The sequence below is a fragment of the Streptomyces sp. NPDC048277 genome (assembly GCF_040652235.1).
Classification (GTDB): Bacteria; Actinomycetota; Actinomycetes; order Streptomycetales; family Streptomycetaceae; genus Streptomyces.
The window spans coordinates 18,668-40,793 of the sequence record NZ_JBEZLQ010000018.1 but is presented as its reverse complement, the minus strand read 5'-3'; the positions used below and the strand labels follow the sequence as shown (position 1 = coordinate 40,793).

The window sequence follows — 22,126 nt, the reverse complement described above, 5'->3', positions numbered from 1 at the left end:
TCCTTCGCATCCGCGCTCCGAGGCCGGCCTTCCCCATTCTTCGAGCAGCAACAAGCAGGAAGACAACGAGATTGCGACAGACCCTCAGCAGGGGAGTGTTCGCGGCCGCCGCCGCGACGAGCATTCTGTCCCTGTACGGAAGTCCCGCATTCGCCGACTCGGACGCGACCGGGGCCGCGGGCGGCTCACCGGGCGTCCTGTCCGGCAACAACGTCCAGGCCCCGGTGAACGTACCGATCAACATCTGCGGCAACTCGGTCGACGCGGCCTCCGCGTTGAACCCGGCCTTCGGCAACTCCTGTGTCAACACCTCGGATTCGCACAGGCACTCCGACAGCCGCTTCCACGGGATGCCCTACGGCCACCACCGGGACTCGGGTTACGGCGACTCCGGCTACGGCGACGCGCCTCCCGCGTACGGCGACTCGGCCCCGCCCTCCCACGGTGGGCAGACCCCGCCCTCCTACGGTCAGGACACCCCGCCTCCCCACGGCGGCCACAACTCTCCCCCCTGCACCGACACTCCGCCGGGCCACTCGACCCCGCCGTCCCCGCCCGGCCACTCCACTCCGCCGGCACCGCCGCGCCACTCCACTCCGCCGAGCCCGCCGGCCCATTCCACTCCGCCGAGTCCACCGGCCCACTCGACCCCGCCGCGCCACTCGACCCCGCCGAGCCTCACGACTCCGCCCGGTGGTGGGCAGCAGCACGGAGCGCCGCCCACCCTCGCGCACACCGGCAGTGAGGGCATGCTCGCGGCCTCGGCCGCCAGCGCCGTACTGATCGCGGGCGGGACGATCCTGTACCGGCGGGGCCGGGCCACGTCCCGCCGGTCGTAGTCCGTGCCGTAGTGGAGACGACGGGTGCCGGACGCCCCAGACGCCCGGCACCCGCCCGTCAGCCGCGCACCGCGTCCGGTGTCCGCTCCCGGCGCCCCGCCGGGACGCCCCAGCCGGCCGGGCCCGAGCGCAGCCGCCGCCGTACCCCGCGCACCAGCGTGCCCGCGGTGAACGTGGCGCCGTGCACGAAGCGCATCGCCGGGCCGAAGCCCGCCGCCGTGATCAGACCGGCCAGGAACAGCCCGGGGTACGACGACTCGAAGTCCCGGCCGACCTCCGGCGCCCCGTCGGCCCCCGTCACCAGCGTCGTGCGGACCTCGCCGGCCAGCAGCCCGAGCCGCTCCCGGGTGGCCTTGAACCCCGTGGCCGCGATGACGTGTTCGGTCTCCAGCGTGCCCACCCCGCCGCCCCGGATCCCGGTGTCCAGGCGCACCCCGCCCGCCGTCGCGCGGGCCGCCGTCACCTCGCGGCCGAGCAGCACCTCCACCCCGGACTCCACCCGCTCCCGCACCCACCAGGCGCCGGCCGGACCGAGGGCGGTGGCCGCGATCCGGGCCCGGGTCGGCTCCGCGAGCCGCCGGTACAGGCCCGGCCGCTCGGAGTAGAACCAGTTGCGCCAGCCGGGGCCGAGCCCGCTGTGCGGGGAGCGGGCCGACTGCCACCAGGGGCGCTCCCAGGGCGGCGGCACCTCGTTCCAGCACAGTTCGTCGGCGCGTACCAACACCCTTACCCTGCTGCCCTGTTCGGCGAGGATCGCGGCCGTCTCCAGGGCCGCCTGACCGCCGCCGATCACCGTGACGTCCCGGCCCGCGAAGCGGTCGAGGTCGGCGTGGTGGCTGCTGTGCGAGACCAGGTCGGGGGAGAGGCCGCGCAGGGCGGCGGGGATCTCGACGAACGGCAGCACACCGATGGCGAGGGCGACGGTCCGGCCCGGCACGGTCTCGCCGTCCGCCGTGGTGACCTCGAAGCCGCCGTCCCGGGGCGCGACACGGGTGACCGTGCGCTCGTCGACGGCCGGGGCCGCGTTGCGGGCGAACCACAGGCCGTACTCGCTGAACATGTCCAGCGGGATCGGCCGCCCGTGCTCGGCCGCCACCCCCCGGCCCGCGCAGTAGACGTCCAGCCGCCAACGCGCCTCGGGGTCCGACAGGTTGGAGGCCCAGGGCTCGGACTTGAGGAACATCCCACGGGGCATGTGGTCACGCCAGGACGCCATCGGGCGGCCGAAGACCCGCACGTTCAGGCCCGCCGCCGCGGCATGGGAGGCGATGGACAGGCCGTACGGGCCCGCGCCCACCACCAGCAGGTCGTACATCAGCAGCTGCTCGCTTTCTCGTCGTCGGACATCGCGGACCGGCCGGTCAGACCGGAGAGTTCCTCGTCCAGGCCGGTCAGGGCGGGCTCACCGGCCCGTGAACCGGCCCGGGACCCGGCCGGTGCCCCGGCCCGTTCCCCCGCCGGTTCCCCGGCCTGGCGGACCACGGCGGAGAGCGGTCGCGAGGCCGGGAGGGTCATGCCGCGGTGCAGCCGGTCCAGGAGCCGGCCCGTCACGTGCCGGCCCCACAGCGCCCACATCGCGAGGCCCGGCCCCCGGTCGTCCGGGGCGCTCCAGGCCAGCTCCCGCCCGCGCGGGGCCGGGCGCAGCGCGCTCAGCGGCGCGTAGTTCTCCACCACGAACGCCCGCCCGGCCAGCGGCACCCCGGCGGGCAGCGGACGGTGGGTCAGGTCCAGGTGCAGGGCGCGTACGACGTCCAGGCCCGCGCTGTCGGCGAAGAGCCGGAACTGGGCGCCGGGACGCGGGTTGAAGTCCAGCAGGTGGTAGCGGCCGGTGCTGCCGCAGCGCCGGAAGTCCAGGTCGAAGATGCCCCGGAAGCCCAGCTCGCCGGTGAGCCGCTCGGCCAGCGCCTGGACCTGCGCGTTGGGTGTCCACAGGCCGACGGCCGTGAGGCCCGCCCCGCGCGGCCAGGCCCGCTGCTTGCGGCCGGGGCCGCCCGCGCGCACCGCCCCGGTGCGGTCGGCGTAGCCGTGGAAGAACCAGTCGCGGTCCGGGCCCGGCGGCAGGAACTGCTGGAGCAGCAGCCTGCTGCCCGCCTCCTCGGCCCGCAGGAACAGCTCCCGCGCCTCCCGCGCCGAACGCACCACGACCGTGCTGCGCAGCCCGGACCCGGCCGGCACCAGCCAGGGCCGACTCCACTTGGCGACCACCGGAAGGCCGAGCCGCCAGGCAGCGGCGGCGGCCTGCTCGGCGCTGTCCGGGACCAGCGTCTGCGGGTGCGGGATCCCGGCCGCCACACACACCTCGGCCAACTCCGCCTTGTCGGCGACCCGTTCCGGCAGCGCGGCGGGCTGCTGCGGGAGCAGGTAGGAGGGGGCGAGGTCCTCGCGGTGCCGGCCGACCGCGATGGCGCTCGCGTCGTCCATCGGGATCAGCACCGCCGGACGGGCGATCCGCGCCGCCACCGTGTCCAGTGCGGCCGCGATCTCGGCGGGCGACGCGCCCGGTGCCGGCGGCGGATGCAGCTGTCGTACGAAACGGGACTTGCGGACCGGACTTCCGGTGGACTCGGCGACCACATGGACCTCCACGCCGGCTCTGCCGAGGGAGCGCACGGCCCCCAGGGTGCCGTGGTGAAAGGGATTCCGGTCGATCCGCAGCAGAACCGCGGGAACCCGGATGTCTAGCAGCGACACGGACCTTTTCCTTTGCGTCGGTTCACCCGTGCGGGCTTTCGGGACACCCGAAAGCCGCAATCACACTGGCGGAATTCATATTGATATGACTGAGTGTCAGAGAACTGTCAGAGAACTGGAGGAGAAAGGAGCAGGCATGGCTCCGCAGCAACGAATGCGGCCGAGGTCCCGGTCGTGCCGTCGGGCCGTGGTCGCGGCGGCGGTCGTGGTCGCCTCGGCGGCCCTGACCGCCGGTCCGGGATTCGCCGCGGGCGTGGGCGTGGGCGCGGGCGCGGGCGCGGGGGCGGCGCGGGTCACGGACCCGGCACCGGCTCCGACTCCCACGACGTCCGTCCCGGCGTCGGCGGCTCCCCTGCCCGTCCCGGCGGGCCACGCTCCGGCACCGGTGAGTCCCACACCGGTCCCGGCGCGTCCCACGCCCACACCCACAACGGCCAGTCCCGCGCCCGTCGCGCCCGTGCCCCCGGCCTTCGGGGCGTTCCTCGACTCCGGCCCGCTGGGGGTGGCGCGCATGGCCCAGCTGAGCAGCTGGCTCGGCGGCACCGAGCTGAAGGTCGCGCACACGTATCTGCCCGGCGACCGGTGGAGCGACATCGAGGGCGCCCCCGGCTTCCTGGACGTCTGGGCGCACTGGCGGCGGCAGAAGGCCGACCGGATGCTCGTCCTCAACGTCCCCATGCAGGAGCGCAACGAGGAGGGCATCGACGACACCGACGTCCGCGGACTGCTGGCGCGGGGCGCGGCCGGGGAGTTCGATCACCACTTCCGGGCCCTGGCCGAGCGGCTGGTGGAGCTGCGGGTGCCGGACACGGTCATCGTGCTCGGCTGGGAGATGAACGGCACTACCTACACCCATCGTTGCGGGCCGGACCCGGAGGCCTGGAAGAAGTACTGGAACAGGATCGTCACCACCATGCGTGCGGTGCCGGGCCAGAAATTCAGGTTCGACTTCACGCCGAGCCGGGGGCGCGACGCCGTACCGTGGACGCAGTGCTATCCGGGGGACGACACGGTCGACATCATCGGCATGGATTCCTACGACCAGCCGACCGGAATTTCCTTCGACGAACAGGTCCGGGAGCCTTATGGGCTTCAGCAGCACGTCGATTTCGCGAAGGCCCACGGGAAGCCCGTCTCCTATCCGGAATGGGGTCTCTTCCGCAACGGTGACAACGCCGAGTACATGCGGCGGATGCTCGCCTGGATGGACGTGCACGAGCCGCTGTACAACACGCTGACCGACTACTGCCCGCACGGCGTCTGGCAGTGCTCGGCCAACCCACGCTCGTCGGGGGTCTACCGCTCCGAGCTCTCCAGCCACACCGACAGCGCGACGCCGACGCCGACACCCACGTCCACACCCACGCCCACGCCGACCCCGGTCCTCAAGCCGCCCGCCACGCCCGCCTGCGCCACCACGCCGGGTACGCGCTAGTCCTGCCGGTGTTCCTTCCAACGGTGCAGCACCTCCTTGACCCGCTGCCGGGCGGCGGCGTCGCCCAGCGCCGCCGTCAGCAGCGGGGCGGTACGCCGCCGGGCCAGCAACAGCCGCTGGTTGACGACCGGCTGGGGCCGCCAGTGGTGCTTGTACGGCTCGTTGCCGCGCAGCAGGCTGAGCGCACCGCGCTCGCTGGTGCCGGTGTGCTGGGTGCAGGCGTCCAGGAGCATCACCGCCACGTCCGCCTTCTGCTCCCGCAGCCGTGGATGCGCCCCGTACAGATAGCCGCCGGCCAGGCTGGGCGACAGCAGCGTCAGATCGACGGCGACCACCTCGTCGTCGAGGCGGAACTCGGTGACCACCGCGTCCCCGGAGCGCACCATCGGCCCCACCGAGCGCACCAGATGCTCCCGGAACCGGGACTGCAGATGCTCGGTGGTCACCTTCCGGCCCTGCCACTGGAGCCGGTGCAGTTCGAGGAGGCGCTGCAGCGCCGTGTCGACCCCGTCGGGTGCCACGACGTCCCGGCGTACCCCGAGCGAGCCCAGCTTGCGCAGCTTGGCGCGCACCCGCTGGGCCTTGCCGGCCGGCAGCCGGGTGACCAGCTCGTCCATCGACACCGCGGGCAGCTCCAGGCAGAGCGAGTCCGGCACCTTCCGGCAGGGCCCGCGCCAGCGGTCGTAGACCCGCTCCACCGCACCGCCCGGCCGCACCTCGCGGAAGTCGATCAGCGCGGTCCTGGCCGCCGTCGCGAGCTCCTGGGTGAGCGCGTCCGCCACCCGGCCGTCGTCGGCGTCGACGAGCAGCACGTCCGCGTAGTCCGAGATCGCCCCGCCGAGCGGCACCAGCGCGGGCAGCGGCCGGCGGACCAGCATCAGCGGGGCCGCGGCCACCAGGTCGCCGCCGTGGCGCACCAGGACGAGGCGGAGCCGTCCGGGCACCCCGTACGAGCGCCACCAGGAGTGCAGCCAGGCGTGGCTCTGGAACGGGGTGGCCGTGGAGCACCGCCGGTAGAGGCGGCCCCAGGCGGGGGCCAGCTCGGCGAAGGCGCGTTCGTCGGTGACGAGTTCGGTGGTGTACGCGGCGAGCGTCGGGTAGGCCGTCGCCGTCACAGCTGTCCGTGTACGTCGGCGGCGACCGCGGGACCGGGCACGGAGGCCTGTACGGCGGTCCCGGTCACCTCCTCGCGGCGCCGGGGCCGTACCAGGAGCACCAGCCCGCCCAGCAGCCCGCCCGCGCTCGCGCCCACGAGCCCGGTCACCTTCGGGGACGCGGAGGAGGGCGCGGTCGGCTTCAGCGCCCGGGAGAACTGGAGGAGTTCGACGTGGGTGTCGGCCTTGGTGTCGTTGGCGTGCTGGGCGAGCGAGCGGGCCACCGCGTTCGCCATGTCGGCGGCCTGGAGGGGGTGGCGCGAGGTGGCCGAGACGGCGACCATCGGCGCGTCCGGCGAGGTCTCCGTCTGCACGCTGTTGCGCAGGGTGTTCACCGGCACCCCGGCCCACATCTGCGCGTCCCCGAGCACCGCGAGCTGGGTGGCGACCCGGCCGTAGGCCTGTGCGAAGCCCTGGGTGGACGCGGTGTCGGACCTGTCGGTGGGGACGGCGATGACATAGCTGGTCGCCGTGTAGGTGCGGGGTTCGAGCCGTCCGTAGGCGCCGCCCAGCGCGCCGCCGACGACGACCCCGGCCGCCAGCAGCGACCAGGGCCGCACCGCGCGGGCGAAGCGACGGGGTGCTCGGATGGGGTTCTCGGTCATGGCGTACTGACTCCCTGGGGTGTGGTGGCGAGTGCGGCGGCGTAGACGTCCATGAGCTGGGCGGCGCTGCGGGTGATGCAGTAGTGACGGGCGGCCTCCGGCGCGGTGCGCGGGCCGGGTCCGGCGGCGCGGGCGGCGGCCAGCGCCTCGGCGTAGGCGCCGGCACCGCCCTCGATGCGGCGGGCGCCCGGGGCGGCGGCGGGCGGCAGGTCCTCGACCGCCGGGCAGGAGCTGTAGAGCACGGGCAGCCCGGCGGCCAGCGCCTCGACGACGGCGAGCCCGAAGGCCTCCTCCGCCGACGGCGAGGCGAGCACGTCCATGGCGGAGGTGAGGGAGGGCAGGTCCGGGTCCTGCGAGCGGTCGGAGACATACGGCCGCTCGCCGGTGAACAGCACACGACCGGCGACCCCGGCAGCGCGGGCGAAGCGCCGCAGCGTGCCCTCCTCCGGACCCCCGCCCACCAGCAACATCCAGTACTCGGGCGGGAGTTGGGTCAGGGCCTCGATCAGTACGTCGAACCGTTTGCCGGGCGCGAGCCGCCCGATGCCGCCGATGACATAGGCGTCCTGCGGGAGCCCCAGGGCCTCGCGGGTGCGCCGTCGCACGGCCGGGTCGAAGCGGAACCGCTCCAGGTCGATGCCGTTCGGGACGACCTCGATCCGCGGCCCCGGCACCCCCCACCGGCGCAGCCGCTCGGCGACGGTCGGCGAGACCGCGACCGTGGAGCGCCCGAGCCGTTCGCCCGCGAGGTACAACGCCCGTACCCCGGAGGTCAGTTCACGTCCCTCCAGCTGGGAGTCGCCGAGGGAGTGCTCGGTGGCGACCACGGCCCGGACCCCCGCCAGCCGGGCGGCGATCCGGCCGTACAGACAGGCCCGGTAGAGATGGGTGTGGACGAGGTCGTAGCGGCCCCGCCGGATCACCCGGACCAGGCGGGGCAGCGCCCCCAGGTCCCGGTTCCCGGCCATGCCGAGATGGACCACCCGCACCCCGTCGGCGGCCAGCCCGTGCGCGACCGGTCCCGGGTTGGTGAGCGTGACGACATCGCAGGGGACGGGCAGGTGGCGCAGCAGCAGCCGGAGCTGCTGCTCCGCCCCGCCCACCCCGAGCCCCGTGATGACATGCAGCGCCTTCATTCACAGTCCTTCGACGGGACGGCGGCGCAGCCGGTGCAGCCGGTACTTCAGGAAGAGGCGTACGGCGTGGTCGTTCTGGCCGATGTGCACCCGGGGGAGGGCGTGGACGCCGTTCAGGTCGCCGGGGTCGATGGCGCAGGCGTAGCCGTATCCCGCGTCCCGCACGGCGTCGACGGCACGCCGGTCGACGGTGCCGTAGGGGTAGCAGAAACCGTCGACGGGGGACTGGACCAGCTCCTCCAGCAGGGCCCGGCTGCGCGCGGTCTCCGCCCTGAGCGTCTCCGTGTCCGCCTTCGTCAGATCGACATGGGTCAGCCCGTGCGAACCGATCTCCACGCCGTCGGCCGCCGCCCGCCGGATCCCGTCGGCGGTGAGCAGCGGCTTGCGCGGGCCGAGCGGATCCCAGGCGTTGTCGCCGCCGAGCCGTCCGGGCAGCACGAAGAGGGTGGCGCCGCAGCCCCAGCGGTCGAGGAGGGGCAGGGCGTGGTCGAGGAAGTCGGCGTACCCGTCGTCGAAGGTGAGCCCCACCAGCCGGCGTCCCTCCCCCCGGGCCCGGGCGGCGAGCAGCTCGGCGATCGGCACCCCGCGCAGCCCCCGCCGGCGCAGCCAGCGGAGCTGTCTCTCCAGCCGGTCGGGGGTGACGGTGACGCGGTACGGATCGTCGGAGCGGTCGCCCACCGAGTGGTACATGGCGACCCAGGGGACGGGACCGGAGAGGCGTTCGACCCTCTCGGCGGACTCAGTGGAAGACGGCATGCGCGAGCCTTCGGGTGACGGTGCCTACGGAACGGAGTGCGGGTGCGAAGCCCTGGGCGTCCAGGGCCCAGCCGATCAGGACGAAGACGGCGGTCACGGTCGCGGCCCCGGCGGCCAGACCGGTGAGCGGATCCGCCGGGCGCTGGGCGACGAAGATCCCGACGACGGCGGCGATGAGGGCCGCCCGGACCGGCCTGCTGAGCTCGCCCAGCACCTGCCGGGTACGGATCGGGACGCTGCGCGGACCCATGCCGGCCAGCAGCAGCACGGCGGTCGCGGTGATGCCGGTGGCGTTGGCGGCGGCGATGCCGGTGACGCCGAACGGGCCGACCGTCAACGCGCCGATCCAGGAGGTCACGACGATCCCGGAGGCCATCGCGGCGACCGGGTACCAGGTGGCGCGGCCCGCCGAGAAGTAGGAGCGGACCAGCACACCGGTCAGGGTCTGCCCGAGCAGTCCGAGCGCGTACACGCGCATCACCCCGGCGGTGGCGGCGGTGTCGTCCGGGGTGAACGCCCCGCGCTGGAACAGGACGCGGATGACCTGCGGCGCACAGGCCACGACCACGGCGGTGCCGAGCAGGACGACACTCGCGGCCACCGAGAGATCCCGCTCCACCCGGCTCCGGGCCCGCTCGGTGTCGCCCTCGGCCAGCGCCCGGGCCACCACCGGGAAGGTGACCGTGCACAGCATCATCGACATCGTCATCGGGATCTGCGCGACCTTCTGCGCGTAGTTCAGGTGCGAGATCGCCCCGGAGTGCAGATGCGAGGCGAGGAACCGCTCGATCAGCACCTGCGACTGTCGGCACAGCGCGAACAGCAGCACGGTGGCCATCAGGGCCACGTTCATGGGCTGCGACTCGGCGACGGCACCACCACCGGCCGACGGTTTGCCCTGGCGCCGCAACCGCCCCAGCAGGGCGGGCAGTTGTACGGCGACCATCAGGCAGCCCCCGGCCGCCACCCCGAACGCGGCCGACCGCACGCCCCAGTGCCCGCCGAGGGCGAACATCGCCGTGATGATCCCGGCGTTGTAGGCGACGTAGATCGCGGCCGGCGCGAGAAAACGCCGGTGGGCACGGAGGGCGGCACTGCAGTAGCCGGCCAGCCCGAAGGTCAGCACACAGGTGGCGGTGAGCCGGGTGCAGTCGACGGCGAGCCCGGGGTCCCGGAGCCCGGGCGCGAGCACCTCGACGAGCTGCGGGGCCCCGCCGATGAGAAGGGCGCCGACAGCGGTGAAGGCGAGCGCGAGCTTGGGAAGCGTCCCGGCGACCAGGGCCCGCACGGGGTCGCCGGGCGCCCCCTGCGCCCTGCGCGCGAGCGCCAGGCTGAAGGCGGGGATGAGCGCGAAGGCCAGTCCGTCCTCGATGAGGAGAGTGGCGGCGAACTCGGGAATGGTCCAGGCGACGAGAAAGGCGTCGGTGTCCCGCCCGGCCCCGAAGAGCCGCGCAAGGGACTGGTCCCGGACGAGCCCGAGAAGCGACCCGAGCACGGAGAGCACGGCGGTGACGAGAGCGGCCCTCGCAAGAAAACCCCGTGAGGGAGGCGCCCCTTCAGGGGCGCGGGGAACTGCGCGATCAGCCCCCACCGGCTCGCAGTCGACACGCGGCGCAGGTACCCCCGAAGCCTTGGAACTCGAAGGCGTCACTGTCATCGAACGCGCTCCGTCCCCACCAACGCCCACCAGGCCACCACCCCGAAGACGACGGCCGTAAGCACCGTCGACGGCCCCCCGATGTCCGCGTACACGAAGTCCACGAGCTGCCAGACCAACAACCCACAGGCCACCAGCGCACAGTCGAGACCACGGCCGTCAGCCTTGGTGCGCCACAGCCCCCGCAACCCGCACACCAACAACGCCAGCCAGCTCCCGCCCAGCGCCAGCAGCCCGAGCAGCCCCTGCTCGCTCAGCACCAGCAGATACATGTCGTGCGGCGACAGCAGCGGCTGCTTCCGGTACGCCGCCCCCGCCCCCTCCGTGTCGCTCCCGGAGGACAGCGCCAGCGACGCGTGTCCGTCCCGGTACGCCGGGAAGTTCTTCAGCCCGACCCCGTCGACGGGGTGCCGGCGCCAGATCCCGGTCGCCGCCGCCCACAGCGTGTACCGGTCGATCACCGACTGGTCGGGCGCGTCGGTGACCTGCCCGATGCTGCTGAGCCGCTCCTGGAGCATCGCCGTACCGACCCCGAAGCCCCCCACCAGCACCACGCCCGCCGCGACCGCGACCGCCGCCACCTTGAGCGCCCGCCGCAGTCCGGCGAGCGCCAGCTGGGCACCGCAGGTCAGCACCGTCGCGATCCAGGCGCCCCGGCTGAAGGACACGGCCAGCGGCAGCAGCAACCCGAGCGCGCACGCGCCCGCCGCCACCCGCTGCCGTACCGGCGACCGCCCGAGCGCCAGGCCGAGCGCGCACACGAGGCCGAAGGACACGACCGTCGCCATGCCCATCACGTCCTGCGCTCCGAACGTGCCGACCGCGCGGATCTCCTCGCCCTGGTACGACGCTCCGGTCCCGGTGACGTACTGGTGCACCCCGACCGCGCCCTCCCACCCCGCGAGGGCCACGAACGACCAGGCCAGCAGCCGGAAGTCGGCGCGGTCCCGGATCAGCAGCAGTACGGCGGCGGGGACCAGGACGAACACCTGGAGATAGCGGCCGAGGCCGGTGAGCCCCGCCCCCGGCGAGGCCGCGCCCATCGCGGCGACGGCCAGGCCCACGACCGGCATGCCCAGGATCACCGCGGCCGTCGGCGACAACGGCCGCCGCCGCCCCCGTACCGCCCGCAGCGCGGCGTACAGCACCACGAGGGCGGACACCGCGTCGGCCGGTCCGGCCCCGCCGTCCCCGCCGCCGGCCGTGAGCGGCAGCGCGAGGACCGCGAGAACGGCGGCCACGGCCAGCACCGGCGGCATCCGCAGGGGCCTGGCCGGGGACAGTGCGAAGCTCATGGTCAGCTCCCCGTCGAGCGCACGAGCGCGGCCGCGGTGCGCAGCAGGATGCAGACGTCCTGCCACAGCGACCAGTTGTCGATGTAGGCGTTGTCGAAGCGGGCGCGGTCCTCGATGGAGGTGTCGCCGCGCAGCCCGTGGATCTGGGCGAGGCCGGTGATGCCGGTCCGCATCCGGTGGCGGGCCGCGTAGCCGGGGTAGGTCTGGCTGAACTGGCCGACGAAGTAGGGCCGTTCGGGGCGCGGTCCGACCAGGCTCATGTCGCCCCAGAGCACGTTCCACAGCTGGAGCAGCTCGTCCAGCGAGGTCTGGCGCAGGATGCGGCAGAAGCGGCTCATCCGGATCTCGCCGGCGACGCTCCACCGGGTGGCGGCCTCGTGCTCGTCGACCGGGCGGTGGGTGCGCAGCTTCAGCAGGGTGAAGGGGCGGCCGCCCTTGCCGATGCGCTCCTGCCGGAAGACCACGCCGGGCCCGTCGGTGAGGCGGAGCACCGTGGCGAAGAGCAGGAGCAGCGGGCTGACCAGGACGAGCGCCGTCCCGGAGACGGCGATGTCGAGCACCCGCTTGCCGACGCTGCCGCGCCGCCGCGATCCCATCTCCAGCCGGCGGCAGGAGAACCCGGCGAGCTGGTCGCGCATCTCGTACGCCGGTGAGTCCGCGTCGACCTCCCAGACCACGCAGCCCGACTCGGCCAGCGCCCGCAGCAGCGGGCCCTGTTCGGTGCGGACTCCGGGGTGGACGGTGAGGACGGCCCGGACCCCGTTCTGGATGAGGGCCCGCTCGACCTCCTCGCCGGTGGTCAGCACGGGCAGTCCCGCGGGGCCCTCGGGGCGCTCGGCGACGACGCCGACCGGCCGTACCCCGCAGCCGGGGTGGCGCAGCACGGCGGCGGCGACCCGCTGGGCGGTGGCGGCGGGGCCGACGACCAGGGCGGCGCGGGGGTGGCGCAGCAGGGCGAGGCGGCGGCGCCAGTGCACCAGGCCGCGGCCGGCGCACGCCGCCGCCGCATGCAGGGCGGAGCCCAGCAGCAGGGCGCGGGCGGACAGCGCGCGGTCCGGGTCCCAGGCGGCGACGGCGGCGGCGAGGCCCAGCCAGACGACCATGATCCGGCCGCAGACGGCGGGCAGTTCGTCGAGGACCCCCGCCATCCGGCCGGGCGCGGGCGGGCGCAGCAGTATCGCCCCGCACGCCAGCAGGCCGACCAGGACGGGCCGGTGCACGGCCTCGTCGAGCGCGGCCGCGCCGAGCAGCGCGGCGCACAGGTCGGCGGCCGGCAGCGGCACCGGGGAGGCGGGCCGCGCGGGCGGCCGCCGCAGCGGGAACCGGAAGCCGCCGGAGGTGCGGGCCGGCAGGACCGAGACGGGCGAGTATCCGTGTTCCCGTGGCTGCGGGCCGGGGGAGGGGACGGTGCTTTCCGCGGTCACGAGTGGATGGACTCCCTGCACTCAAAGGACATGAGCGGCCGCCCGCCGAGGAGTTCGCGGTACAGCCCCGCGACCGCCTCCGTCGTGTGCCGCACATCGTGCGTGGACAGGACGTGCCGGCGTCCCCGGTCGCCGAGCGAGGCGCGCAGCTGCGGGGCGAGCAGAAGATGGGCGACGGCCTCGGCCAGGACATCCGGCTGCTCCGGCGGTACCAGACAGTGCGCGGCGTGCGCGGGCGGCAGGCTCTCGCGGGCGCCGTCGACATCGGTGACCAGCACCGGCCGCCCGCAGGCCATCGCCTCCAGCGGGGCCAGCGCCATGCCCTCCCAGCGTGAGGGCAGCACGACCAGGTCGGCGGCCCGGTACCAGGGCCGGACGTCCGCGGTGGCGCCCACGAACTCGACGGAACCGTGGGCGAGTTGGCGCAGGGCGTCCCGGTCGGGTCCGTCGCCGACCAGTGCCAGCCGGGCGTCCGGCACCCGCCTGAGCACCCGGGGCCAGGCTCGCAGCAGCACGTCCTGGCCCTTCTGCCGGCACAGCCGGCCGACGCAGACCACCAGGGGGGCCCTGCCGGTGGCGGGCCCCGGGGTGAAGTACTGGGTGTCGATGCCGTTCGGGACGACGGCGTACCGGGCGTGCACACCGGCGCGTACACCGGTCGCCCGCTCGGCCTCGCTGACGCACACCACCCGGTGCGCCCAGCGTGCGCCCCATCGCTCCCAGCGCAGCGCCAGCGCGGCGGTGGCCCCGCCGACCGCCTCGAAGGACCAGGCGTGCGGCTGGAACAGGGTCGGGACGCGGCCGCGCAGGGCGAGCCGTCCGGCGAGGCCCGCCTTGGCGCTGTGCGCGTGCACCAGTTCGGGCCGTACCTCGTCGAGCAGGTGGGCGAGCCGTCGTACCTCGCGCCGGAGACCGGCGCCCGGGGAGCGGTCGGCGCGCCACCGGCGCACTTCGGCGCCCAGGTCCCGCGCGCTCTCGGCCAGTTCACCACCGGGGCAGGCCACCGTGACCCGCAGACCGGCCGTGAGCTGGGCCTTCGCCAGGTCCAGGACCACCCGGGCCACGCCGCCCTCGACGGGTTGCGTCAGGTGCATGACCCGTGGCCGAGGGTCGGTTGCTGATCGGTGCATACGCGGGATTCCTCGCTCACGGGGGGCGCTCGGGACTGCGGGCGGGAACGCGCCGCACTACTGCACGTCCACGGCGGCGAAGAGCGCGCCCGCCCACGCCGCGTCGCGCTGGGAAACGAGCCGGAAGGTCGGCCGGTCACCGCCCTGCGCGAGACCGGTACCTAGATCGAACACATCCGAGTCGTAGCCGAGCGTGTTGGCGTACGCGGGCTCACGCCGGGCGCGTACCGGTCCGGGGTCGTTGATCGTGGAGTTGAGTACGTCGTCGGCCGGGTTGGCGGAGTCGCCGAGCGGGCGGGGGGTGCGGCCGGCGGTGGTGAGCGTGAGCGAGTCGCCCGTGCCGCCCCGGTCGCCGTTGTAGGCCACCAGGCCCACCTGGCCGGTGGCGCCACGCGGGGCGCGTACCCCGTTCAGCCGAATCTCGGCCGGCCGGTCGAGGGAGTCGAAGCCGTCCCAGAGGGAGAGCGCGCGCAGCGGTTGCGCCGGGTCCTCGTAGGCCACGACCAGTGTCCAGCCGCCCCAGGCACCGGACCTCGACCTTCCCATGGCCACGTTCACCTGGCCGACCGTCCACAGCCCCGCGCCGCTCGACCGGACCAGGCCGGTGACGTCCGCCGAGGCCTGGAAGGCGTCCGCGCCGCGGCCCACCCGGTGGCCCACGACGGTGTCGGCGAGCAACTCCTTGTACTGGCCGCCCGGTTCGGCGATCAGCACCCGCCCGTTGTCCTTGGCCGGCTTCTGCTCGCCGGCCAGCAGGTTGCCGCCCCAGTACAGCCGCGCGTACGTCACCCGGGCGCCCTCCGGCAGCCGGACCTCGGCGCGGGAGGAGTTGTAGGTGTTGGGGTCGTCGTCGACGTCGACGTAGAACATGTCGAAGCTGCCGTTCACCGCCGGGACCCGGCCCTCGCGCGCCGCCGCGCAGGGCGGTTCGGAGGCCTGGACGGGCGCCGTGCGGCAGCTGATGGATGTGTTGGCCGCGCGGGCGAACCCGCCGTGCAGCACCGCGTGGTAGCGCTCGGCGAAGGGGATGCGCGTGGATTCCGGGGCGGGCGGGGCGGTCGCCCGGGCGGTGCCGGGTACCCAGATCGCGGCGAGGGCGAGGGCGCTCACCGACGTGCGGCGCAACAGCGGGCCCAGGGGATGACGCATGACCGGCTTCGCCCTTTCGGGGAGAGGGGAGAGGGGGAGGCGGGAGGGGTGCGATGGGATGCCAATACGGGTAAGTCGGGAGATGCGCAACTCTAATCGCCATCTGCATTAATCCGTCGAAACCGGGCATGTGTGTCGGAATCGTGAAGGCGGCCACTCGGGAGATCACTCCTTTGGCGGCACAACCCGGACAGGTGCCGCGCGTTGACACAGCGCTGGGCATCCGCCCGGATGTTTGTTTCGATCTCAAGGAGCACCTCTCCATGTCGCGTATCGCGAAGGGCCTGGTCCTGTCCACCGCCGCCGTCGCGGCCGTCGCCGGCGGCGCCGGTGTGGCTGCCGCCGACAGCGGCGCGAACGGCGTCGCCGCCCACTCCCCGGGCGTGCTGTCCGGCAATGTGATCCAGGTTCCGATCCACGTGCCGATCAACCTCTGCGGCAACACCATCGACGTGGTCGGCCTGCTGAACCCCGGGTTCGGCAACACCTGCGTCAACGGCTGACGCCGCGGCTGTTCCCTTCGGCCGGCCGTCCGCCCGCGCGTCCCGCGGGAGGGCGGCCGGTTCGTGCGTCCGCGGAGCCGCCGCCGTCCGCGCCCCGACCCGGGTCCCACAGGCGTTTGCGGGATCTCATATGTCTTGTGAGCACGGGGTTTCCGGCCCGCCGGTACGTCGTTGGACACATCGTCAGAACTCCCGCCGGCGGCTTGCGTTGCCGAAAGCCGCCCGCAGAAAGGAAGCCCGATGAAGTCCCTGAAGGCTGCCGCCGTCGTGGCCGGTTCCGTGGCCCTCGCCGGCGTCGCCGCGCCCGCGTTCGCCTACAGCACCGCCGAACTCACGCCCACCAGCCTCAACGGCGCCGTGAACACGCTCACCAAGGGCCCCCTGGATCTGAACCAGGCGATGCCGCTGCAGCACCAGTCGAACGCCCTCGACACCGAGAACAAGAACTCCGTGCTCAGCACGGTCAAGGGCGCGGCCGCCTCGCTCAACCAGCACAACCCGCTGCTGGGCGGGCTGCCCCTGCAGAGCTGAGGCGGTGCGGCCGGGATCGCCGCGGGGCCGTTCGAGGGACACCGTTCGAGGGACGTCGAGAGGCGTCCCTCGTTCGTGTGGCGGAACCCGCCGGGCGTCCGCCGGTCGGGTGAGCGGACCCCCGGCGGCCCCGCGGCCCGTCGATAAGGTCGCGCGGTGACCTCAACCCCAAGCACCACCCGCCCCTTCCGCGTCGCCGACCTCGGCACCCTCGTCGTGCTGGCCTGGAGCGGCGAGGCCCCCGACGGCAGCGACATGCCCTATCTGCTGGCCTACTCCCTCGGCGACGCCGAGGGCGGCCCCCGGGCCACCGCGGCCGCGATCGAGGCGCTGCTGGAGAACAACGGACTGCCGGTCGGCGGCGACCTCGTCGACGGCACCGCCCGGCCGAGCCTGCCCGTCACCCTGCTCGTCGAGGCCGGCCAGGCCGTCCTCACCCTGGCCCCGCTCAACGCCCAGTGCCCCGCACCCCCGGAGTGGCTCGCCGCGGTCGGCGAACGCGGTTACGCCTACCTGGTGTTCACCACCCGCCCCTGGCCCGAGGCCGAGCCCGGCAGGCCCGTCACCCCCGAGGCGCTCAAGGAGTTCGGCGGAGCCGAGGAGACCCTGACGGCCGCCGCGCACGTCGTGCTGCCGGCCCGCCGCCTGCGCGGCTGATGGCCGGGACCGCGGGCGCCGGGCGGGGGTTCGCGCTGCTGACGGTGGTCGCGGGGGCGGCCGGGCTGCTGGCCTCCTGGGTCATCACCCTCGACAAGTTCAAGCTGCTGGAGAACCCGCACTTCGTCCCCGGATGCAGCCTGAACCCGGTGGTGTCCTGCGGCAGCGTGATGAAGAGCCACCAGGCCGCGGTGTTCGGGTTCCCCAACCCGATGCTGGGCCTGGTGTCCTACGGCGTCGTCGTCTGCGTCGGCACGAGCCTGCTGGCCGGCGCCCGCTTCCCCGGCTGGTACTGGCTCGCCTTCGACGCCGGCTGCGCCTTCGGCGTCGGCTTCGTGTCCTGGCTGCAGTTCCAGTCGCTGTACCGGATCGGCGCGCTGTGCCTGTGGTGCTGCCTGGCCTGGGTCGCCACCATCGTCCTGTTCTGGTACGTCACCTCCTTCGCCGTACGCCGCCGGTTCCTGCCCGCGCCACCGTGGCTGCGCACGTTCCTCGGCGAGTTCACCTGGGTGCTGCCGCTGCTGCACATCGGGGTCGTCGGCATGCTGATCCTGACCCGATGGTGGGACTTCTGGACAAGCTGAACAGCCGACCAATGCTGCACCCGGGCGAATTGTGAACTGAGGTCGTTTTCCGGCTCGTTACCCGGTACGGACGTCGCTTCCCCGCATTCCGAAAGGGCCCGTACCTGACATGAAGCCGACCACCCGAGGAACCCTTGCCGCCGTCGTCACGGGTGTCGCGGCCGCGGCAGCCGCCGTGGGCGCCGCCGCCGTGCCCGCCGCCGCGGCCGGGACGGTCCCCGTGCCCGTACCCCTGGACGGCGTCTCGAAGTCCCTCAACACGGAGGTGCCCAGGCTCGGCATGGAGCTGCCGCTGCTGACGCCCGGCGCCCCCGAGGGGCCGCGCTATGTCGAGGGCCGGCTCCTCCCGGACCGGCTGCTGCCGCAGGTCCCGCTCAGCGGCGGACTGCCCGGCCTGGACCTGCGGGCCCCGCTCCCGCACCTCCTCGGCGACCGCTTCGACCACGTCGGCGTCGACGCCCCCGCCTCCGACCTGCGCACCCTCGCCCCCGGCCTGTCGGTCGACGCCCCGCTCACCGCGCCCGACCCGCGGCACTTCGGCCTGCCGGGCCTGAAGCAGCCCGGGGCCGGCGTCCTCGCCCCGGTCGTGCAGACGGTCGCCGGCGGCGACCTGGGCGCCGGTCCCGGGCTCTGACTCCCCTTTAATCACGGCCGTTTCGGGCCCACGGTGCATCGGATGGCGGCGCGGCGGTGACCGGGCGGCCCCTCGGACGGTTACCGGTAGCGACAGCGATCGGTGAACCGTACGAGGAGTGGGCATGGTCGTCGGAGTCGGTGGTGTGGCGGTGGGGGCGGAGCCCGGGGCCGGGCAGCCGGACAGAGCCGGGACGGGCAGACCGACGCGGCGCGAGATGACGCGGGGGCTGCTCGCCTCCGCCGCCGCGCTGGCGCTCGCCCCGGTCGTCGCCGCCTCCCGGCCGGTGCCCGCGGTGGCCGGGCCGGCGGGCACCTCCTTCGACGAGACCTACCGGGGCCGCCGTATCCGCGGAGCGCTGGTGGCGGGGCGGGCCGCCGGCGGGGGCGAGTGGCAGGTCACGGTGGACGGCCGGCCGCTGCATCTGATGCGGCGGGCCGACGGCTCCTGGCTCAGCATGCTCGACCACTACAGCTCGTACCCGACCCCGCTGGCGGCGGCCCGGGCGGCCGTCGACCAGCTCGGGCCCGGGCAGCGGCTGCGCGACCTGGCCCCGGGGCCGATGGGCGGGGACCACATGCACATGGGGGGAGACCATGGCGTACGTGCGTAAGGACGTCGGGAGACTGACGGCCGGCGAGCGCAGACGGCTGGTGAAGGCGTTCCTGGAGGTCAAACGCCGGGGCGAGTACGACGAATTCGTGCGGATGCACATCGACTACTACACCCCCGACGGCGACGACGGGCTGCGCACCGCCCATATGGCGCCCTCCTTCCTGCCCTGGCACCGCCGCTTCCTGCTGGAGCTGGAGCGCGCCCTGCGCCGGGTCGACTCCTCGGTGACCGTGCCGTACTGGGACTGGACCAGGGACCGCACGCCGTCCTCCGTCCCCTGGACGAAGGACCTGCTCGGCGGGAACGGCCGGGCCCGCGACCAGCAGGTGATGACCGGGCCGTTCGCGTACTCCGCCGGGCACTGGACCATCAAGGAGGGCATCACCGACGGGCAGTTCCTCGCCCGCGACCTGGGCCGGGCCCGCGCCCCGATCGAACTGCCCACCAGGGCCGAGCTGAACTGGGCGCTGGACGACCCGACGTACGACGTCTCCCCCTGGGACTCGACCGTCACCCGGGGCTTCCGCAACAAGCTGGAGGGCTGGGGGACCGGCAACGGCAGCGCGTCCTGGCGCAACCACAACCGGGTGCACCGCTGGGTCGGCGGGGCGATGCTCGGCGGGGCCTCCGTCAACGACCCCGTCTTCTGGCTCCACCACGCCTTCATCGACCTGCAGTGGGAGCGCTGGCAGGCCCGGCACCGCGGGCGGCGCTATCTGCCGGCGAAAGCGCCGGGCCTCACGGACCCGCAGCACGAACGGGTCGTCGCCCGCGGCGAGAAGCTGCCGCCCTGGGACGTGACCCCGCAGTCGCTGGAGGACATGAGCCGGATCTACCGGTACGCCTGAGGCGCTCCGGACACGGGAGGAGCCCCGGTGCCGAGGCACCGGGGCTCCTCCGCGGGCGCCGGCTCAGTGGCCGTAGCCGCCACCCTTGTGGTCGCCGTCCTTGTGGTCGTCGTCCTTGTGGTCGTCGTCCTTGTGGAGGTGGCCTGCGTTGACGCAGGTGTTGCCGAACGCGGGGTTCAGCAGACCGACCACGTCGATGCTGTTGCCGCACAGGTTGACCGGGATGTTGATCGGTGCCTGGATCACGTTGCCGGACAGCACGCCGGGCGAGCCGACGGCCTCGCCGTTGGCGCCCGCGTCGGCCAGAGCCAGGCCGGCTCCGCCGATCACCACAGCGCCGGTGCCGAGGGCGACGACGGCGGCCTTCGCGATGCGAGACATCACGTTCTCCTTCTTGTTGCCTTGTTGCTCGGGGAGTGCGGCGGCAGGACCAGCCGCCGCACTCCCCGTTCAACGCCGCGACCTGCGGCTGGTCACGCCGATCACGGGACCATCACCCCAAGGGCCGGGATCGGGGGTGGCTCGCCCCTACTTGAAGGCGTGGACGTTGCGTTCGGCCCAGCCCGCGAAGGAGCCGGCCGGGCGGCCGAGGATCCGCTCCACATCGGGGCTGACCCGCTGCTCGGCGGGGAGCGGTGCGCCGATGATGTCGAGCGTGCCGTCGATCACCGGCTCGGGCATGAACCGCGCCATGTGCTCGCGGGCCTGCTCACGGGTGAGCTCGACGAACCCGACCTCCTCGCCGAGCGCCTCGGCGAACGCGGCGGCCTGCTCCCGCGGGGTGACGGCGGCCGGCCCGGTCAGCTCGTAGGTCTGCCCGGAGTGGCCCTCCTCGCGCAGCACGGCGGCGGCGACCTCGGCGATGTCCGCCGGGTCGACGACCGGCAGCGCCACGTCGGCGAACGGGGCGATCACCGCGCGCTGGGTGCGCACCGCCTCGGCCCAGCCGTAGGCGTTGGACGCGAAGCCGCCCGGCCGCAGGATCGTCCAGTCGAGGTCCGAGGAGCGTACGGCCTCCTCGAACTCCCGCAGCCGGCCGTGCGAGAGGACGTCCGGGCGGGTGCCGTTGATCTGCGAGGACAGCAGCACCACGCGCCGTACACCGCCCTCCGCGGCGGCCGCCACCACCTCGGTGGCCGGGGCTCCGCCGCCGAGCAGGTCGCCGGCCAGCAGGATGAAGAGGGCGTCCGCGCCGTCCACGGCGGGGCGCAGCGTATCGGGCTCGGCGAGGTCGGCCCGGACATGCCGGGCGCCCTCCGGGAGGTCGTAGGAGAGGGGACTGCGGGAGACGGCGGTGACCTTCGCTCCCGCCGCGGCGAGTGCCTCGACGAGCGGACGGCCGACGTTTCCGGAGGCTCCGGTGACAACGATCATGACAGCTCCAAAGTGGTGAGCAGAGCGGGGAGTTGGTTGATGTTCACGACGCTAGCATCCTTCGGATAGTAGGTACCTAGAGGAAAGTGACTATGCGGCCGCCTCATGGAGTGACGGCTCCTCGTACCGCGCCGTGAGAGCGCGGCCGAGGCGGGCCAGGTGCTCGCGGGCCAGGGGCGGGCCGACCACCTCGACGCGGGTGCCGAGGCCCGCCAGCTGCGCGGCCAGCACCTCCACCGAGGGACCGGCGGCCTCGATCTCCCGGCGGCCGTCCGGCAGCAGCCGGCCGATGCTCAGCCGCCCGCCGAACAGCTGCTGGAGCAGGGACAGGGCGTCCGGCTCCGCCCAGGCCTGGACGGTAGCCGCGAACAGCCGGTCCTCCAGCTGGGTGACCAGGGTGCGCCAGGCGGCCGCGAGGTCGAAGTCGGCGGGCCGGCGCACCGGTTCACCTGTCGCCTCGACCGAGGTGACGCGGCCCAGCCGGAAGGAGCGCAGGCCGTGGTCGGTGCCGGCCACCAGGTACCAGTGGCCCGCCTTGAGGACCAGGCCCAGCGGGTCCACCGTGCGGTCGCTCGGCGTGCGGCCCGGGCGGGCGTAGCCGAGCCGCACCCGCACCCCGTCCAGGACCGCGCGTTCCAGCGCCCTGTGGTGCGTGCCGCCGGTCATCACGGCCGTGCGCGACCAGTCCAGGTCGTCGACCATCCGGGCCCGGGACGCCGCCTCCGCGTGCGGCCGCAGCGGCTCCGGGATCGCGCGCAGTAACTTGCGCAGCGCCGAGCGCAGTTCGGGGGAGGCCGCCGAGGAGCCCGCGGCCAGGAACAGGGCCTGGATCTCCGGTGAGGTGAGCCCGGTCAGATCGGTCCGGGCGCCGCCGACCAGCCGCCAGCCGCCGCCCCGGCCGCGCTGCGCGTAGACGGGCACGCCGGAGGCGGTCAGGGCCTCCAGGTCGCGCCGCGCGGTGCGTTCGGAGACCTCCAGCTCGGCGGCGAGCTCCGCGGCGGTCACCCGGCCCCGCGCCTGGAGGAAGAGAAGAGCGGCCACCAGTCGGTCAGCTCGCATCAGAGATCAGCCTTTCGTGGAATGCGGTGGGAAAGTGGCCGGAGGGTGGC

The 22,126-nt window shown here is 74.1% G+C and carries 23 protein-coding genes; 9 read left to right on the top strand and 14 right to left on the bottom strand.

The genetic code is table 11. From position 1 onward, the window contains the following. Window positions 1-71 precede the first annotated feature (71 nt). Window positions 72-839, top strand: coding sequence for a chaplin family protein (locus AB0D85_RS33200; RefSeq protein WP_362328432.1), 768 nt, complete (start codon window positions 72-74; stop codon window positions 837-839). Window positions 840-897: 58 nt separating this feature from the next. Here AB0D85_RS33200 and AB0D85_RS33195 read toward each other — a convergent pair whose 3' ends face one another. Together AB0D85_RS33195 and AB0D85_RS33190 are read right to left on the bottom strand one after the other, a co-directional pair. Then, on the bottom strand, window positions 898-2,154 hold the full coding sequence (locus AB0D85_RS33195) for an FAD-dependent oxidoreductase (RefSeq protein WP_362328430.1): 1,257 nt from the start codon (window positions 2,152-2,154) through the stop codon (window positions 898-900). Then, window positions 2,154-3,530, bottom strand: coding sequence for an ATP-grasp domain-containing protein (locus AB0D85_RS33190; RefSeq protein WP_362328428.1), 1,377 nt, complete (start codon window positions 3,528-3,530; stop codon window positions 2,154-2,156). Before AB0D85_RS33190 ends, AB0D85_RS33195 begins: the two co-directional genes overlap by 1 nt. A gap of 136 nt (window positions 3,531-3,666) precedes the next feature. Here AB0D85_RS33190 and AB0D85_RS33185 point away from each other — a divergent pair, with 136 nt between their 5' ends. Further along, on the top strand, window positions 3,667-4,965 hold the full coding sequence (locus AB0D85_RS33185) for a glycosyl hydrolase (protein WP_362328426.1): 1,299 nt from the start codon (window positions 3,667-3,669) through the stop codon (window positions 4,963-4,965). Here the strand turns inward: AB0D85_RS33185 and AB0D85_RS33180 are convergent. Genes AB0D85_RS33180 through AB0D85_RS33140 form a run of 9 tightly spaced genes read right to left on the bottom strand, consistent with a single transcriptional unit; the run spans window position 4,962 to window position 15,271 of the window. Next, window positions 4,962-6,080, bottom strand: a complete 1,119-nt coding sequence (locus AB0D85_RS33180) for a GNAT family N-acetyltransferase (protein WP_362328424.1) — start codon at window positions 6,078-6,080, stop codon at window positions 4,962-4,964. The two genes, AB0D85_RS33185 and AB0D85_RS33180, sit on opposite strands and share 4 nt — an antisense overlap. Then, window positions 6,077-6,724, bottom strand: a complete 648-nt coding sequence (locus tag AB0D85_RS33175; RefSeq protein WP_362328422.1) for a lipopolysaccharide biosynthesis protein — start codon at window positions 6,722-6,724, stop codon at window positions 6,077-6,079. The genes AB0D85_RS33180 and AB0D85_RS33175 overlap by 4 nt, the downstream gene beginning before the upstream one ends. Continuing rightward, complete coding sequence (locus tag AB0D85_RS33170; RefSeq protein ID WP_362328420.1) at window positions 6,721-7,860, bottom strand: glycosyltransferase; 1,140 nt, start codon at window positions 7,858-7,860, stop codon at window positions 6,721-6,723. Before AB0D85_RS33170 ends, AB0D85_RS33175 begins: the two co-directional genes overlap by 4 nt. Continuing rightward, window positions 7,861-8,616, bottom strand: coding sequence for a polysaccharide deacetylase family protein (locus AB0D85_RS33165; RefSeq protein ID WP_362328418.1), 756 nt, complete (start codon window positions 8,614-8,616; stop codon window positions 7,861-7,863). After that, on the bottom strand, window positions 8,600-10,273 hold the full coding sequence (locus AB0D85_RS33160; protein WP_362328416.1) for a lipid II flippase MurJ: 1,674 nt from the start codon (window positions 10,271-10,273) through the stop codon (window positions 8,600-8,602). Before AB0D85_RS33160 ends, AB0D85_RS33165 begins: the two co-directional genes overlap by 17 nt. Beyond that, the gene (locus AB0D85_RS33155) at window positions 10,270-11,568 is read right to left on the bottom strand and encodes an O-antigen ligase family protein (RefSeq protein ID WP_362328414.1); all 1,299 of its coding nucleotides are present in this window, start codon (window positions 11,566-11,568) and stop codon (window positions 10,270-10,272) included. The genes AB0D85_RS33160 and AB0D85_RS33155 overlap by 4 nt, the downstream gene beginning before the upstream one ends. Before the next feature lie 2 nt (window positions 11,569-11,570). Then, window positions 11,571-12,992 (bottom strand): exopolysaccharide biosynthesis polyprenyl glycosylphosphotransferase, encoded by a 1,422-nt coding sequence (locus AB0D85_RS33150; RefSeq protein WP_362328412.1) that lies wholly within the window; start codon window positions 12,990-12,992, stop codon window positions 11,571-11,573. Then, complete coding sequence (locus tag AB0D85_RS33145; protein WP_362328410.1) at window positions 12,989-14,122, bottom strand: glycosyltransferase; 1,134 nt, start codon at window positions 14,120-14,122, stop codon at window positions 12,989-12,991. Before AB0D85_RS33145 ends, AB0D85_RS33150 begins: the two co-directional genes overlap by 4 nt. Before the next feature lie 57 nt (window positions 14,123-14,179). Beyond that, complete coding sequence (locus tag AB0D85_RS33140) at window positions 14,180-15,271, bottom strand: DUF3344 domain-containing protein (protein ID WP_362328408.1); 1,092 nt, start codon at window positions 15,269-15,271, stop codon at window positions 14,180-14,182. Window positions 15,272-15,534: 263 nt separating this feature from the next. On the opposite strand from AB0D85_RS33140, the gene AB0D85_RS33135 reads away from it, so the two are divergent. From AB0D85_RS33135 to AB0D85_RS33105, 7 genes are all read left to right on the top strand, one after another. Then, window positions 15,535-15,774, top strand: a complete 240-nt coding sequence (locus AB0D85_RS33135; protein ID WP_362328406.1) for a chaplin — start codon at window positions 15,535-15,537, stop codon at window positions 15,772-15,774. Window positions 15,775-16,014: 240 nt separating this feature from the next. Next, window positions 16,015-16,305, top strand: a complete 291-nt coding sequence (locus AB0D85_RS33130) for a hypothetical protein (protein ID WP_362328404.1) — start codon at window positions 16,015-16,017, stop codon at window positions 16,303-16,305. A 156-nt stretch (window positions 16,306-16,461) separates the two neighbouring features. Then, entirely contained in the window at window positions 16,462-16,962 is a 501-nt protein-coding gene (locus AB0D85_RS33125) for a DUF5949 family protein (protein ID WP_362328402.1), read from the top strand. Next, entirely contained in the window at window positions 16,962-17,546 is a 585-nt protein-coding gene (locus AB0D85_RS33120) for a vitamin K epoxide reductase family protein (RefSeq protein WP_362328400.1), read from the top strand. The genes AB0D85_RS33125 and AB0D85_RS33120 overlap by 1 nt, the downstream gene beginning before the upstream one ends. 109 nt (window positions 17,547-17,655) lie before the next feature. Next, window positions 17,656-18,180, top strand: coding sequence for a hypothetical protein (locus tag AB0D85_RS33115; RefSeq protein ID WP_362328398.1), 525 nt, complete (start codon window positions 17,656-17,658; stop codon window positions 18,178-18,180). A 124-nt stretch (window positions 18,181-18,304) separates the two neighbouring features. After that, complete coding sequence (locus AB0D85_RS33110) at window positions 18,305-18,793, top strand: tyrosinase cofactor (protein ID WP_362328395.1); 489 nt, start codon at window positions 18,305-18,307, stop codon at window positions 18,791-18,793. Beyond that, window positions 18,777-19,643: a tyrosinase family protein gene (locus tag AB0D85_RS33105; RefSeq protein ID WP_362328393.1), complete on the top strand. Its 867-nt coding sequence runs from the start codon at window positions 18,777-18,779 to the stop codon at window positions 19,641-19,643. The genes AB0D85_RS33110 and AB0D85_RS33105 overlap by 17 nt, the downstream gene beginning before the upstream one ends. A 63-nt stretch (window positions 19,644-19,706) precedes the next feature. Here the strand turns inward: AB0D85_RS33105 and AB0D85_RS33100 are convergent, their stop codons facing one another. The 3 genes from AB0D85_RS33100 to AB0D85_RS33090 all read right to left on the bottom strand — a co-directional run bounded on the left by AB0D85_RS33100 (window position 19,707) and on the right by AB0D85_RS33090 (window position 22,076). After that, a complete protein-coding gene (locus AB0D85_RS33100) occupies window positions 19,707-20,024 on the bottom strand; it encodes a chaplin (RefSeq protein WP_362328391.1) in 318 nt (105 codons plus the stop codon). A 147-nt stretch (window positions 20,025-20,171) separates the two neighbouring features. Next, entirely contained in the window at window positions 20,172-21,017 is an 846-nt protein-coding gene (locus AB0D85_RS33095) for an NAD(P)H-binding protein (protein WP_362328389.1), read from the bottom strand. Window positions 21,018-21,107: 90 nt separating this feature from the next. Then, window positions 21,108-22,076, bottom strand: coding sequence for a YafY family protein (locus tag AB0D85_RS33090; protein ID WP_362328387.1), 969 nt, complete (start codon window positions 22,074-22,076; stop codon window positions 21,108-21,110). Window positions 22,077-22,126 lie beyond the last annotated feature (50 nt).

Bases quoted from the DNA above. Each gene is read 5' to 3' on its own strand.
- AB0D85_RS33195 (WP_362328430.1), bottom strand. From the start codon at position 2,154: ATGTACGACCTGCTGGTGGTGGGCGCGGGCCCGTACGGCCTGTCCATC.
- AB0D85_RS33185 (WP_362328426.1), top strand. From the start codon at position 3,667: ATGGCTCCGCAGCAACGAATGCGGCCGAGGTCCCGGTCGTGCCGTCGG.
- AB0D85_RS33175 (WP_362328422.1), bottom strand. From the start codon at position 6,724: ATGACCGAGAACCCCATCCGAGCACCCCGTCGCTTCGCCCGCGCGGTG.
- AB0D85_RS33170 (WP_362328420.1), bottom strand. From the start codon at position 7,860: ATGAAGGCGCTGCATGTCATCACGGGGCTCGGGGTGGGCGGGGCGGAG.
- AB0D85_RS33165 (WP_362328418.1), bottom strand. From the start codon at position 8,616: ATGCCGTCTTCCACTGAGTCCGCCGAGAGGGTCGAACGCCTCTCCGGT.
- AB0D85_RS33160 (WP_362328416.1), bottom strand. From the start codon at position 10,273: ATGACAGTGACGCCTTCGAGTTCCAAGGCTTCGGGGGTACCTGCGCCG.
- AB0D85_RS33155 (WP_362328414.1), bottom strand. From the start codon at position 11,568: ATGAGCTTCGCACTGTCCCCGGCCAGGCCCCTGCGGATGCCGCCGGTG.
- AB0D85_RS33145 (WP_362328410.1), bottom strand. From the start codon at position 14,122: ATGCACCGATCAGCAACCGACCCTCGGCCACGGGTCATGCACCTGACG.
- AB0D85_RS33140 (WP_362328408.1), bottom strand. From the start codon at position 15,271: ATGCGTCATCCCCTGGGCCCGCTGTTGCGCCGCACGTCGGTGAGCGCC.
- AB0D85_RS33135 (WP_362328406.1), top strand. From the start codon at position 15,535: ATGTCGCGTATCGCGAAGGGCCTGGTCCTGTCCACCGCCGCCGTCGCG.
- AB0D85_RS33130 (WP_362328404.1), top strand. From the start codon at position 16,015: ATGAAGTCCCTGAAGGCTGCCGCCGTCGTGGCCGGTTCCGTGGCCCTC.
- AB0D85_RS33120 (WP_362328400.1), top strand. From the start codon at position 16,962: ATGGCCGGGACCGCGGGCGCCGGGCGGGGGTTCGCGCTGCTGACGGTG.
- AB0D85_RS33115 (WP_362328398.1), top strand. From the start codon at position 17,656: ATGAAGCCGACCACCCGAGGAACCCTTGCCGCCGTCGTCACGGGTGTC.
- AB0D85_RS33110 (WP_362328395.1), top strand. From the start codon at position 18,305: ATGGTCGTCGGAGTCGGTGGTGTGGCGGTGGGGGCGGAGCCCGGGGCC.
- AB0D85_RS33105 (WP_362328393.1), top strand. From the start codon at position 18,777: ATGGCGTACGTGCGTAAGGACGTCGGGAGACTGACGGCCGGCGAGCGC.
- AB0D85_RS33100 (WP_362328391.1), bottom strand. From the start codon at position 20,024: ATGTCTCGCATCGCGAAGGCCGCCGTCGTCGCCCTCGGCACCGGCGCT.
- AB0D85_RS33095 (WP_362328389.1), bottom strand. From the start codon at position 21,017: ATGATCGTTGTCACCGGAGCCTCCGGAAACGTCGGCCGTCCGCTCGTC.
- AB0D85_RS33090 (WP_362328387.1), bottom strand. From the start codon at position 22,076: ATGCGAGCTGACCGACTGGTGGCCGCTCTTCTCTTCCTCCAGGCGCGG.